7 protein-coding genes are annotated in these 14,053 nt (G+C 39.2%); all 7 read left to right on the top strand.

Annotated features, from left to right (window positions below; translation table 11 throughout):
• Window positions 1-230: 230 nt before the first annotated feature.
• The 7 genes from JHD79_RS07535 to JHD79_RS07565 all read left to right on the top strand — a co-directional run bounded on the left by JHD79_RS07535 (window position 231) and on the right by JHD79_RS07565 (window position 14,050).
• Complete coding sequence (locus JHD79_RS07535; protein WP_199118605.1) at window positions 231-3,794, top strand: T9SS type A sorting domain-containing protein; 3,564 nt, start codon at window positions 231-233, stop codon at window positions 3,792-3,794.
• Window positions 3,794-4,777 (top strand): hypothetical protein, encoded by a 984-nt coding sequence (locus JHD79_RS07540; RefSeq protein ID WP_199118606.1) that lies wholly within the window; start codon window positions 3,794-3,796, stop codon window positions 4,775-4,777. The genes JHD79_RS07535 and JHD79_RS07540 overlap by 1 nt, the downstream gene beginning before the upstream one ends.
• 4 nt (window positions 4,778-4,781) lie before the next feature.
• Window positions 4,782-5,756, top strand: coding sequence for a hypothetical protein (locus tag JHD79_RS07545; RefSeq protein ID WP_199118607.1), 975 nt, complete (start codon window positions 4,782-4,784; stop codon window positions 5,754-5,756).
• A gap of 577 nt (window positions 5,757-6,333) precedes the next feature.
• Window positions 6,334-9,477, top strand: coding sequence for a TonB-dependent receptor (locus JHD79_RS07550; protein ID WP_199118608.1), 3,144 nt, complete (start codon window positions 6,334-6,336; stop codon window positions 9,475-9,477).
• Between the two features lie 13 nt (window positions 9,478-9,490).
• On the top strand, window positions 9,491-11,077 hold the full coding sequence (locus JHD79_RS07555) for a RagB/SusD family nutrient uptake outer membrane protein (RefSeq protein WP_199118609.1): 1,587 nt from the start codon (window positions 9,491-9,493) through the stop codon (window positions 11,075-11,077).
• A 10-nt stretch (window positions 11,078-11,087) separates the two neighbouring features.
• Window positions 11,088-12,029, top strand: a complete 942-nt coding sequence (locus JHD79_RS07560) for a DUF5017 domain-containing protein (protein WP_199118610.1) — start codon at window positions 11,088-11,090, stop codon at window positions 12,027-12,029.
• Window positions 12,030-12,067: 38 nt separating this feature from the next.
• Window positions 12,068-14,050: an InlB B-repeat-containing protein gene (locus JHD79_RS07565; protein ID WP_199118611.1), complete on the top strand. Its 1,983-nt coding sequence runs from the start codon at window positions 12,068-12,070 to the stop codon at window positions 14,048-14,050.
• The last annotated feature ends 3 nt before the right edge of the window (window positions 14,051-14,053 follow it).

Below are 14,053 nucleotides of genomic sequence, written 5' to 3' on the forward strand. Positions count from 1 at the left end.
TACAGCGGATTTATAAAAAACTCAAATCGAATAATATAGCTGTGTGAAGTTTCATTGAGCGGCAAAGGTACGTAAAAAGCTTGAGGGTAGAAAACCTTGTGCCAAAGAACAAATATAATTCTAGCGATGGGTGATAATATGCTATAGTAACTGGCTAACAAGTTGCATTCTAAGCCTGTCCATCTCTGTTAAATTTGATTTTACAATAATCCAAATTTAAGCTTAGTCGTATGAACAAGATGAATAGCATGAGATGCATGGTCATTTGCATTTTTATTTTTTTATCGAATATTATCCAATTAGTTTCTGCACAAACCACGTTCCCGGGAACTGTTATTGCACAAAGTCCAACACCTTTAACTCGTACTTATGCTTCACCAAGCATTGTGGTCTTGCCCGATGGTACTTATGTGGTGTCTCATGACTATACAGGTACAGTAAGTTCAATCTATCGTTCTACAGATAATGGTGTCACATGGAATTTTACCACGCAAGTGCCCAACTGCCATTGGGCAACCTTGTTTGTGCACAACAATGCATTATATTTAATGGGCACTGCCAAATCGTTTGGCAATATTGTAATCTATAAATCTGTAGATGGTGGTTTTAGTTGGACAACTGCCTCCAGCAGTACAACTGGTTTATTATTTGCGGGCAGATACCATACAGGGCCTGTTCCGGTAGTAGTGCATAATGGTCGTATTTGGCGAGCTTACGAAGAAAGTCCAGATCCAGACAACGAAAGAGATTTTCATGCCTTTGTATTATCTGCACCAGCAAATGCAGATCTGTTAGATGCTGCCAACTGGACAAAATCTAACATCATGCGTTTTGACGAAAGTTGGTTAAATGCCAAACGTCCGAATTGGTTTGAAGGAAATATTGTAGTGACGCCAAATGGCGATGTGATAGATTTTATGCGTTTGGAAACTTGGCAGGCTGTAGGCGGAGGAATGCCCATTACCACAGGTGGGGCTACAGGTTTACAACGTTACGAAGTTGCAGCCAAAATAGCTGTAAGTGCCGACGGGAGTACCATCTCTTTTAATAATACCGCTGCCGAATACGCTCATTTCCCTGGGTCAGAATCTAAATTCACGATCCGTTATGATGCTACTTCTGGTAAATACTGGACCATTGTAAGTAAAATCAGTGTATTCACTTCCACTTGGGAAACCTATAACCTGCCTTCGCACCAAAGAAATGTATTGGCACTTTATTCCTCTTCAGATTTAGTGAACTGGGAACATAAATATGATATCATCAAGTGGAATGAAGGCTACCCTGTTAAAACTTGGGATGTGTTTGGTTTCCAGTATGCCGATTGGCAATTTCAGGGTAACGACATTGTAGCCGTTAGTCGTACTGCTTGGTATGGCGAAAGGTATCATAATGCTAACCTCATCACATTTCATCGCATCGCAAATTTCAGAACAAAACAATTGAGCGATTCCCCAGCAGATTTGTTGCCATTAACACAATCAACACCCATATTATCTTGGAAGTTCAGTAACCCAGATGCTACAGGAAGCGAAGCAACCAGTACAGCTACGTTTAATCATGCTAATTTAAATGTGTCTACCTTAAGCAGGGGCAGTGGTTTAGTCACTACTTCAAGTTTACAACGTTCGTTTAATTCTACAGCACCCTCTCCGGCTACTTCTTTTGCAAACGCAATGACTGGAGGACAATACCTTCAATTTGAGGTAGAACCCAAAACCGGATACATGAGCTCCATTCACAGTATAGATGTTAAACTCAGGAAAAATTCTACTGGGGCAACCTATTATAAATGGGCTTACAGTACAGATGGTACAAACTTTACAGAAATAGGAGATTATAACATTCCATTTACCGATAACAATACCGATGGTGTCATTCAATCTTCCATTCATGTGGGTGGTTTGGCGCCACTTCAAAATTTATCTTATCCTCAAAAAGCAACTTTCCGCTTGGTGTTTTGGGGTGCCAGTTCATCTGCAGGTGGCTTTGCCATAGGGCGATACCCAACTGCAGACAATACACCGAGTTTGGTGATAGGTGGAGAAGTAAAACCTATTCCGCCCACGCCGCCAACATTGCTAGCTTGGCAATTTAGCTCGGTTGCTGGCGTAGTATCGGGTAGCTTAGATGCCAATACAAATAACAGCTACCTGCAAACTTCAACACTTTCAAGAGGTGCTGGACTCATACCACTGAGTTTGTCTAGAGGTTATTATGCTACCTTAACTTCTTACGGTGCAGCAGGTTCCAGTGCAAATTCTAAAGAAACAACTATCGCGAATAACGATTATTATACGTTTAGTATTAAACCTAAAACAGATGCAGTAGTGTCTTTAGCCACCTTAAATGCGAAGCTAAGGAAAAATGGAGCTGGACCTACCATGGTAAGTTGGTTTTACAGTTTAGATGGTACAAACTTTACAGAAATAGCTAAAAGTGCCAATGTATTGGCGGGAGATGCCGAGGGAGATATTCAACCAACGGTAGATTTATCAGCCATACCAGCATTACAAAACATAGATGATACCAAGACCGTTACTTTTAGGGTTTACGGTTGGGGTGCCTTAACCAATGCTGGCGGTTTTGGAATTGGCAGGTATGGCACTGGCGATACCACACCAAGCTTGTCGGTAGGAGGCAGCGTAATTTTTAATGCTGTAGAGCTGGCCAATTGGAATTATGATCTGGCTGGCAAAACTACGCCCATTAATGCCAACATCATCAATAACAATGTGCAACAGGCCGTTTTAAGTAGGGGTGCGGGAGCAGCAAACGCAGATAATTCTACCTATTCTTATGTAGCCACCTTTGCTGCGGGTGCAACCTCAACCACTGCCCAAAGCACAAACGCTTATTTTCAAACAGCTTTAACATTAAATAGTACCAAGCAAGTAAGTTTAAGCACCATTAAAGCAAGACTAAGAACGTCAAACGCTAAATCTGTAAAAAACTACAAATGGTATTATAGTCTAGATGATATAAATTATACAGAAATATATACGGGCAACAGTACCATTGGTTTTACCGACACGCAGGGAGAAGTTCAGCCAGAAGTGAATTTGAAAAGTATTAACGATTTAAAAAATCTAACAGGTGGTGCCACAGTCTATTTTAGAATGTATGCATGGGGTGCAGATGTAGGTGCTACCACAAGCGAAAGAGGTTTTGGTTTTGGCAAAGGAGAAAATAGTACTACTGGTAGAACGGTGCTCACCATTACAGGTACAGTAACCGATGCTTTAGCAGCATTACCTGTATACGATTTGACATTTTCTGGCAAAGCGAACAAAAGCACGGTTTTACTGAATTGGGCCACTGCTGCTGAAAAGGAAAATTCGCATTTCGAGATTTTAAGAAGCACTGATGGAAAACAGTTTGATCATCTGGGCAAATTAACAGGCAGTGGAAACACTGTAAATAGAAACACTTACCGATATACAGACCAAAATCCATTATTGGGATTAAATTACTACCAATTAAAGCAGGTAGATTTTAATGGAAACAGTAAACGCTCTGATCTAATTTCGGTAGATGTAAAGTTGAGCGAACATAGCTTTACGGTAAATGCACCTGCGCAACAAGACATCGTTAACTTATTTACTAAGGCAATTAATGGTCCAGCGGTAATCGAGATCCACGACATTGGAGGAAGGAAATTGTTGAGCCAAAAAATCAAGCTCGAAGCTGGCGATAACCATGTGCAATTACCTCTTTTGTTGCCTAAAGGAGTTTATTTAGCAAGTTTAAAGGTAGAAGGCCAACCTGTCATCAGTAATAAGTTCATTAAATAATGAAAATTAAACTAGTTTGCGTTGTGATGGCCTGTTTGTTAGCCTCGTTAACAAAGGCTCAAACCAACTTCCTGATCAGCGGAGAACCCATGAGGAACGGTACTTCAACTGGTATCGGTAATTTTGCATTACCCTCCATAAGTGGTTTGGTAATTGGTACTGCATTAGTTAATAACGACGAGTTTTCTGATCTGTTTATGCAATCAGATTCCTGGGCGCCGGGCACTTACCTGCATCATTTTAAAAAACTAACAGCAAAGGGAGAGCCAGTTTTTTCTCAAGGCATTAAATTAAAACTACCTTTTGAAGATAAGGGAGAAAACAAAGCTTCCATCATACAAACTCCTGATCAAGAAATATATGGTTTTTGGAGGTTTGGAGGTAAACTGCTAAAATCGGCCGTGTTTAACAAAAATACCAATGCCTTTGAAGGTCTTCAAGACATTAAGGTCAATGGCTTGCCTTGGGGGCTTTCTACTTTTGGGGTGATCAGAACATTGCAAGGCAAATACCTTTTTGTATTTACCATTCCGAAAGAAAACAAGGCAACTGTTAAAATAGGAACCGATAGTGCTTATTATACTCCAGAAGGATTTTGGCCAAACGAACTTGGCGAAGTGGGTATTTATGGCGCCGTTGCAGATGACCTGAAAAACTTGAACAAACTAGATGCACAACCACTTACCGAACTAAACCAGACTTATTTTGGCATTAGCGGCTATACAAGTTACCAAGCCAATGGCGAACAGTATCTAATTTGCGGTACCCGATTTGGAAACATTCATGCTTATAAGGTAGACAAGGAAAAGCTTTATCCTACAAATTACGTGGTCGATAAAAACCACATACTACAACGTAGTCCATCTGTAAATGGCTACGTAACCTACTTTAAAGGCCCCGCAAATGTAGAAGGTATATTGGGTATCTGGCGAAGGCAGCATTGCTTTTTACCAGAACAGCAAGCAGAAAGACAAAAATGGTAACCTCGTGTTTTTAGATGCTGCGGCTGTAAAACAAGAAAATCCATTATTGTATGGTGGTTCTTTAGTAGTGCCAAGTTTGGCCGATTGGGATGGCGACGGGCTGATTGATATGATTTCTGGCAATTCGGCAGGGAAAATACTTTTCTTTAAAAATACAGGAACTAATCCGAAGCCCGCTTATCAAGATCCCATTGCATTAAAGGCAGGTGGGGTAGATATCTATGTTCAACCTGGCTATCGTGAAGATATACAAGGACCACAAGAAAGTCGTTGGGGCTATGTTTGTCCAGTGGTTTACGATTGGAATGGAGATGGCCTGCCAGACATCCTTACAGGAGATAGCCGTGGAAAGTTCATGACTTATATCAATATAGGTACCAAAACCAAACCAGAACTAGCCGCAGAAAAAACACTTTATATCAAAGGATTAGATGTACATGGTGGTTGGCGTTCTACACCAGGCGTAACCAATCTTGCAGGTAAAGATGCTTATGTAATTTTAGATAGAGACAATCAGTTTCACTTGTATTACAAGATAGATGCCTATAATATCAGTGATGGTGGAAAGCTTAAATTAACAGATGGTTCCTACATCAATGGGCATCGCCGTAAAGGCGGACAAGTGGGAAGAGCCAAAATACATTTGGTAGATTGGGATGGTGACGGCGTGAAGGATATGTTAGTAGGTACGGGTAGGGGTGCATCTATTCCAAATCCAACTACAGGTTTGCCCTATAACCGTAAAAAGAAAGGCGAAGGTGCTACGGTATTATTCATGCGAAATGCTGGAACAGATGCTGCACCTGTCTTCGAGTTTCCTAAAATGATGAAATATAAAGGAAACGATATTCTTTTGGGTGCCCACGAGTGTGCGCCAACTACGGCCTACATTGGTGGCGATGGTAAGACTTTGAATCTTGTAGTAGGTACAGAGTATGGAACATTTATTTATTATGACAGAAAGGATTTGAGTTGGTAATGAAAGCACGATTAAAAGCTGGTATTTATGTATTGGTTACTGTAAAGGTCAGTGCCCAATAAATTTAGGATAGCATACTTCGGTTGCCAATTAATCTAGAAGAAATAGGCTCAAATATTTTATCAAGTTAAGAATCTAATCTGCCAAGGATATTGTATTTTGCAAACTTTGTTTAAATGTTATCAAGACAAAACAAGATGTTTAATTACGGTGGGTTAAGATTTATACATATATGATAATATGCTATAATAAATAGCTAATAATCACAAAGTGTTTAATAAATCAATGTTTTAATTTTATTTACCGTAAGTAACCAGATAATAAACTTAAAATAGAATATGACCAGCATTCTATTTTTAAACCAACAAGAATAACCAAATAATAAACTTTTTAAAAATGAACAGGTGTAAACCAAGCTCTTGCTGCTGTTCAGGCTAGCAGGAATAGGCATCCTTCATTCTTAGAGATAAATAACTGACGAACAGATTTGTTCGCTGTATTTTCTTTGCCCAAAAAATAGGCTAGAAGTATGGTTAATGTATCTGCTGATATGTATGAATTTAAAATCAAGGCAATAATGCAAAACCCATTGAAATCAATTAAACTTTTGTTGTTGATGCTGTGCTTGTTATTGGGAACGAGGCTACAAGCACAGCAAAACTTAAAGTTATTTAGCGGAACAGTAACCGATGAAACAGGAGAAACATTGGTAGGTGTATATGTTAGGGCTAAAGATGATGCAAAAAGAGGTACAGCTTCAGATAAGGATGGAAAATTCTCTATTAGGGCTAAAGATGATGAAATTATCATTTTCACAATGGTAGGATATCAACAGATCCAAATTTTAGCTAAAAATATAAGTGCCAAACCTATTCAACTCAAACCGGATCCAAAAGCACTGCAGGAGGTAGTGGTGATTGGATACGGCCAGGTGAATAAACAGGACCTTACGGGTTCGGTAGGTCAGGTGAAAATAGAAGAGATGACCAAGGCACCAGTTACTTCGTTTGAAGAGGCTTTGGCTGGGCGTGTAGCTGGTGTACAAGTTTCATCTAATTCTGGACAGCCAGGAGATGATATCAATATTGTTATTCGTGGTGGCAACTCTATTACCCAGAGTAACGCACCACTATACGTAGTAGATGGTTTTCCAATAGAAGATTTTAATGCCAGTTCCATCAATCCAGATGATATTGAATCTATTAGTGTATTAAAAGATGCATCGGCAACAGCAATTTATGGTACGAGAGGGGCGAATGGCGTAATCATTCTAGAAACTAAAAAAGGTAAGATAGGCAAACCGCAGGTGGCTTATAATGGCTTTGTTGGTTTACATCAGGCAACTAAAAAAATGGAATTGATGTCTCCCTACGATTTTGTGAAATACCAATTGGATAGAGATTATACAGGAATGTCAGACGTTTATTTGAATAAACCTAATCTTACTTTGGAGGATTATCGTAATGCAGATCAGTTAGATTGGCAGGACTACTTATTTACCAATGGATATGTTCAAAACCACAGTCTTTCGTTAAGAGGAGGAACGGCCCAGACCAAGTATTCCATTTCGGGAAATTTTGTGGATCAGAATGGCGTAATCATTAATTCAGGTTTAAGTAGGCAACAGTTTAGGGCGGCTTTAGATCAGGTTATTAACAAAAATTTGAAATTTGCTTTAAACTTTAGCTATGCAAGGGATAAAAATTATGGGCAGTCGGTAGCCAGTCAGTCTTCTAGCCAGAATGCCTATGCCACTTATCTTATGTATAGGGTTTGGGGCTACAGACCTTTGAACACTGGCGATACTGATCTTTTTGAAGATTTGTTCGACGATGCGATATCAACCGAATCTATACTGGTCATGAATCCTATTGTTTCTACCAAGAATGAAATTAGGCAGCAAACTAGAAACACCTTAAATTTTAATGGTGGTATTACTTATGATTTTCTAAAAGACTTTAAATTAAATATCAGAGGCGGATTTAATTCTCGTTTAACACGTAACGAAAGCTTTAACAATTCAAATACTTATAGAGGGTTTTATACGCCTAACAATCTAAATGGCGTAAATGGTGCAGTTTCTGATGTGACCTTAAACGATTGGGTAAATGAAAATACCTTGACCTATAAAAAGAAAATCAACCGTAACCATTCTTTTGATGTTTTGGTTGGGGCTACCGTACAGGGTACAAACGTGAACGATTATGGTTTTTTTGCTACTAACGTACCTCAAGAAGAACTTGGGTTAAGGGCGCTGCAATATGGAATCCCTAAAACAGTAAGTTCGTCATCATCAGCTAATACCTTGCTGTCTTTTTTAAGTAGGATTAACTATAACTATAAATCTAAATACCTATTTACAATGTCGTTAAGGGCAGATGGATCTTCAAAATTCAAAGCAGAAAACAGATGGGCTTATTTCCCGTCGGGTGCTTTTGCCTGGCAACTGGGCAGAGAAAAGTTTATGAAGAATTTGAAATTTATTTCCAGCTCAAAACTGAGGGTAAGCTATGGGGTAACTGGTAATAATAGGATTAACGACTTTGCTAGGCTCCAGAGCTTAGATATTCTAGATTATTATTCTACTACCGGGAGCGGACCATTGTATGCAACATTGCCAAGCAACTTGGGTAATGATAATATTTCTTGGGAAAAAACATCGCAATTTGATGCTGGTTTAGAATTAGGTTTTTTTAAAGACAGGGTGAACCTAGTGGTAGATGTTTATAAAAAAGTAACCGATGACCTGCTTTTGAACGCTAGCATACCAACGCATAATGGCTACAATACCATTTATAAGAACATCGGTAAAATACAGAATACTGGTTTAGAGTTTACCTTGAGTACGGTTAACGTAAAAACTAAAAGCTTCTCTTGGACCAGTGATTTTAACATCTCTTTCAACAGAAACAAAGTGTTAGAGTTATCTGACGGTCAGTCTAGCTTGTTATCAACGGTAACGCTTACCGGCGACTACAATGGTACCAGTTTATACATTGGCAAGGTGGGACAACCAGTGGCTTCTTTTTATGGAATGGTGTGGGCTGGGAATTATCAATATGAAGATTTTATCAAACGAGCCGATGGTACTTATCTCTTAAAAGGAAATATCCCTACAAATGGTAATGAACGAAGCACCATACAGCCTGGAGATATTAAATACGTTGACCAAAATGGTGATGGGGTAGTGAATGATTTGGATATGGTAGTGATTGGTAGAGCTTTGCCCATTCACACTGGTGGTTTTAACAACAATTTCAACTATAAGAACTTTAGCTTAAGTGTATTTTTTCAATGGAGTTATGGTAACAATATTATGAACGCCAATAGGTTAATGTTGGAGGGTAATCCAGCGAATAGGCCAAACCTAAATCAGTTCGCATCGTATAATAATAGATGGACACCAGAAAATCAGAATAACACCTATTTTAGAATTAATGGTTCTGGACCAAGGGGCGTTTACTCTACCAGAACACTGGAAGATGGTTCTTTCTTGCGCCTAAAAACCGTGCAATTAGGTTATACTTTACCTAAGAAGTTGATAAAAAGCATTTCTAGCCTACAGGTTTATGCCTCTGCGCAAAACTTATTTACTTGGAGCAACTATTCGGGAATGGATCCAGAGGTGTCAACCAAAAATTCTATTCTAACCCCAGGCTTTGACTATTCGGCATATGCCAGAAATAGAATACTGACAATGGGATTAAAAGTGGCATTCTAAAAGGAGGAAAAAAATGAAAACTATTAAGATATATATACTATTGGTTACTGTAGCATTAAGTTTTGCCTGCAGTAAAATATTAGATATTAATGCTGGCAAATACATTATTCTAGAGGCAGATTATTATAAAACGGAAGAGCAGTTAAATGCAGCGCTACGTGGTACTTATTCTACTTTGGCCGATGGGGCTTTGTATGGTGGCAATATGTTGGGCAGGATGGGTTTTGAGGCAGATGAAGGTTATGAGTCGTATAGCTCTGATGTGCAAACTGTGGGAGACTATACCGTTTATGCTACCGATGCTAAAATACTTGGCTATTACCGTATGTGCTACAGAGGGATAAACAGGGCCAACTTGTTGCTCGAAAGTGTTGATGATCCTACCATTAATATTACCGCAAAAGAACGTAATCATATCAAAGGACAAGCATTGTTCTTAAGAGGATATTTTCATTTCATGTTGGCCAATAAGTTTGGTGGCATTCCGCTTATGCTAAAGGCAACCCGGTCTAATGCGGTAACCACCGAAGATTTGCAAAAGCCAAGAACTTCGCTAAGAAATGTTTATCTCTCTGTGATTTCAGATTTAGAAACGGCAGCGGACTTGTTAAAGCCTATGGCAGAAGTGAATACAGGAACACAAATATCAAAATCGGCGGCTTGGGCCATGTTGGCAAGGGTTTGTTTGTATATGGCCGGACAGCCTGTAAATGAAACCATTAAATATGCCGATGCGGCGAATTGGGCCAAAAAGGTTAAAGATGCTAACTATCACGACTTAAATCCATCTTATGAGAAAGTATTTGTGAATTATGCCACAGATGTAATGGAGCCGAAGGAAAGTATTTTTGAGGTCGATTTTTCTGGTAACGGCACAGGTGTTTTTGCGAATACAGGAGGTGCTGTAGGCAGACTTAATGGGATACAATATCCCTTAGATAGCAGTAATGTAGGTTACTCTAATGGTATACTTCGTTCTACGTCTTATTTGTATGGTTTATATACAACAGGAGACCTTAGACGGGATTGGGCCATTGCGCCATACTATTATACAGGAACACCAAGAGTAAAGACCAATTGGACTCCACAAACAACTACATTTTCTAGGTTTTGCGGGAAATTTAGAAGGGAAAGTGAGATTTTATTGCCAAAAAGTAGTGTTTATACCCCTCAAAACTATCCTATCATTAGGTATTCAGATGTGCTCTTAATGTATGCAGAAGCATTAAATGAGATGCCTGGAGGAGATAAGGTCTTAGCGAGGGAGCAGATCAATATGGTTCGTAGAAGAGCCATTGCGGCAGGCACAATAGACCGTGAAATTACAGATACCGATTATGCCGGACTAAAGGAGGCCATTATTGAGGAACGGGCTAGAGAGCTTTGTTTTGAAGGGCTAAGAAAAAATGATTTGGTAAGATGGGGGATATTTAGGACTTCTATGCAGTACTTAAATGGCCTGGTGCCCGTAGGTACCTCATCATATGTTGTGTCAGCCCGTGCATATTATGGAAATGCTAAAGAACGAGATGTAATATGGCCTATTCCTACTTCCGAACTGACAGTAAATAGATTATTAACCCAAAATGTTGGATGGTAAATTATTGGTTATGAAGAATATGAAATTTATATATAGTCTACTACTCGCAGCCGTTTTTATGGGTTGTGAAAAAGAATATGCCGTTAAGGAACCTACATTGAATGTGCACTTAAGTAAGCAAACTTATAGAGTAGGAGATACCATTACTTTTGATTTTAATGGAGATGCCGATTTTATTACCTTTTACTCGGGTACGAAGCTAAATGATTATCAATTTTCACATAAAGAACGGGTTTACGATGCCGAAATGCTGCTTTCTTTTAGGTTTGCAAAATATTCTGGTGTAAATGCAAACGTAGCGCAATTAAAATACTCCACAAATTATAATGGTGCTGGTACCATTGAGGCAATTCAAGCCGCAACATGGACCGATATTTCAGATAAATTTACTTTTCCTACAACAATTGGGCTTTCAAGTGGCGATGCCGTTAATTCCGGAAACTATAATATCAACACCTTGTTTATTGATGATAATACCCCTGTTTATTTTTGTTGGTTTTTTAATACCCCGGCAGCAACGCAGCGAACACAAGCTTACGTAGAGGGCTTTAAGGTGTTTGGAAATGTAATATCAGACCCGAGTCTATCTGGAGAGATTTACAGCTTTGGTGATATGGGCTTTAAAATGTTATATGATCCAAATCAATTTTCTGATAGTGGCACCACTCTGCCAAACGTGAATGCCACCCGAATTTTGTGGACCGGGCTTTTTCAGAATACCATATCAAAAGTGGGTTATGCGGTTACCGCTCCAATTCTGAGAAAGAATACGGTAAATCTGGGCATCGATAAGCCAATTGTAGTTAAGTCTGTAGCCGATCCCGAATCGTCTTCTTACAGCTATGTATACACTACGCCAGGAACATATAAGGCCACTTTTGTAATGGCAAACAGCAGTGTGTATGGCCGTAAAGAAGTGGTTAAGCAAATTGATATCACAGTAGAACCCTAAGGAAAATGATCCTCATGATTTTCAAAAATATTTAGAAGATGAAAAAAATATTTATATTATCAATATTTGTGTTTTTAGGCATTACGCAAGGTTTTGCACAGATTTTTACACAAAACTTTAGTAGTTCAACTACTACATCGGCTTACGTAAATGCTACCACACCTAGTAATGGACAGTTTACATTTATAAGTGCATTCGGCTCTTCCCCTTTTGTTATTTCAAATGGACGTTTGCTATTGAACAAAGCTGGTAGTGGCTCTGCGCAGGTAGTTAGGAATGTAAATTTCAGTTCAATTCCTGATTTTGCTTACATCAAATTTAAATTTGAAACGCAAGCAGCAGCTGGAACGACCACAACTGTTAATCATGGTGCTTTTATTGTAGGTGCTGGTTTTGCTAATGATGCGAATCTGCCAGATAACACCGCTGTAGGTGGAAAGGCACATAGTAAATTCGGATTTACCATTTCCGACAATACTTTTACGGTAAACTTAATCTCTAATCTTGCTAACACTACATTCTCTCAAGCTTCTGCCGTGTTTACAGGAGAACAGGAAATTTCTTTTGTGGTAAACAACTCGGGGAGTAGCAAAATATATGCTGCTCCAAATGGTACTTTTGAAGCGGTAGAGAATGATACCTGGGATTTATGGGTAGGAACAACTAAGGTGTACAATGATATTGCTGCGGTTGGTCCCACAATAGATATTGCTAATTTTAGGTTTAGCTTTAGTTCTACCATATCGTCTACTAATGTGGCACGATTGTATTTTGACGATATCAATATCTACGACCAATCTATTTTGCCACCAATAGTTTCTTTTGAAAGTAATGGTGGGGCTGCCGTTCCAGAAATTTATGCGGTGGTTAATCAAACTATTGTAGCCCCAATAGCCCCAACAAAAATAGGACACACTTTTGGGGGTTGGTATAAAGAAGCAGCCCTAACTAGACCTTGGAATTTTGCTACCGATGTAGTAACCGCTGCGACCACCTTATATGCCAAATGGAATCCAATGGTTTATACGGTAAGCTTTAACTCAAATGGCGGTACTGCCGTTCCTTCGGCACAAGTAAACTATAATTCAACTTTTAGCGCCCCTACTGTCCCAACAAAAGCAGATGTCATATTTGGAGGTTGGTACAAAGAAGCAACCTTAACTACACCTTGGGATTTTGCTGCTGATGTGGTAACGGGAGATATGATTCTTTATGCAAAGTGGAATGATCCTAGGCAGTCGATAACTTTTCTTGCTATTGCAGATAAAGTTTATGGCGAAACCCCTTTTACACTTACGGCAACTGCCAGTTCAGGTTTGCCTGTAACTTATCAGGCATTAACCAATAACATTACCATCAACGGTTCAATAGTAACGATTACGAATACTGGTTTGGCAACCATTAGGGCAACACAAGTGGGTAATGCAAGTTACAATGCAGCTGCACCTGTTGAGGTGAGCTTTACAGTTAATAAGGCACCGCAAACCATTACTTTTAACCAGCCCAAACCAGTGAGTCGTTATGCAGGTGTGGTTACCTTAACCGCAACAAGTTCATCGGGTCTGCCTGTAAGTTTTTCAGCAAATGAACCCAGTGTTGGGGTCATTACTTCAGATAACAAGTTGCAGGTAAAAGGCTTGGGAACGATAAAAATTATAGCATCTCAACCAGGAAATGAGTTTTATTTGCCAGCAACTGTTATAGAAAGAGAAGTCGTTGTACACACCGCAGGCTCTGCCCAATTGTTGGTTAATCAGGCGCTTTCCCCAAATGGCGACGGGATTAATGATTCCTTTATGGTGGAAGGTATAAAAGCTTATCCCGAAAATCAAGTGAAAATTGTGAGCCGTAGTGGTGCGCTAGTCTATGAGCAAAAGGGCTATGATAATGATAAAGTTGTTTTTGTGGGAAGAAGTAATGGTGGCGATAAACTTCCAGATGGTACTTATTATTATTCGATAGTATACAAACAAAATGGACAGTGGGTGCAGAAAAAGGGATATTTGTTTATCAAAAATTAAGAC

This window comes from Pedobacter sp. ASV28, assembly GCF_016428855.1.
Taxonomy (GTDB): Bacteria; Bacteroidota; Bacteroidia; order Sphingobacteriales; family Sphingobacteriaceae; genus Pedobacter.

What these genes read in the sequence shown, in the direction of transcription:
- JHD79_RS07535 (WP_199118605.1), top strand. Translation starts at nt 231, where the DNA reads ATGAACAAGATGAATAGCATGAGATGCATGGTCATTTGCATTTTTATT.
- JHD79_RS07540 (WP_199118606.1), top strand. Translation starts at nt 3,794, where the DNA reads ATGAAAATTAAACTAGTTTGCGTTGTGATGGCCTGTTTGTTAGCCTCG.
- JHD79_RS07550 (WP_199118608.1), top strand. Translation starts at nt 6,334, where the DNA reads ATGCAAAACCCATTGAAATCAATTAAACTTTTGTTGTTGATGCTGTGC.
- JHD79_RS07555 (WP_199118609.1), top strand. Translation starts at nt 9,491, where the DNA reads ATGAAAACTATTAAGATATATATACTATTGGTTACTGTAGCATTAAGT.
- JHD79_RS07560 (WP_199118610.1), top strand. Translation starts at nt 11,088, where the DNA reads ATGAAGAATATGAAATTTATATATAGTCTACTACTCGCAGCCGTTTTT.
- JHD79_RS07565 (WP_199118611.1), top strand. Translation starts at nt 12,068, where the DNA reads ATGAAAAAAATATTTATATTATCAATATTTGTGTTTTTAGGCATTACG.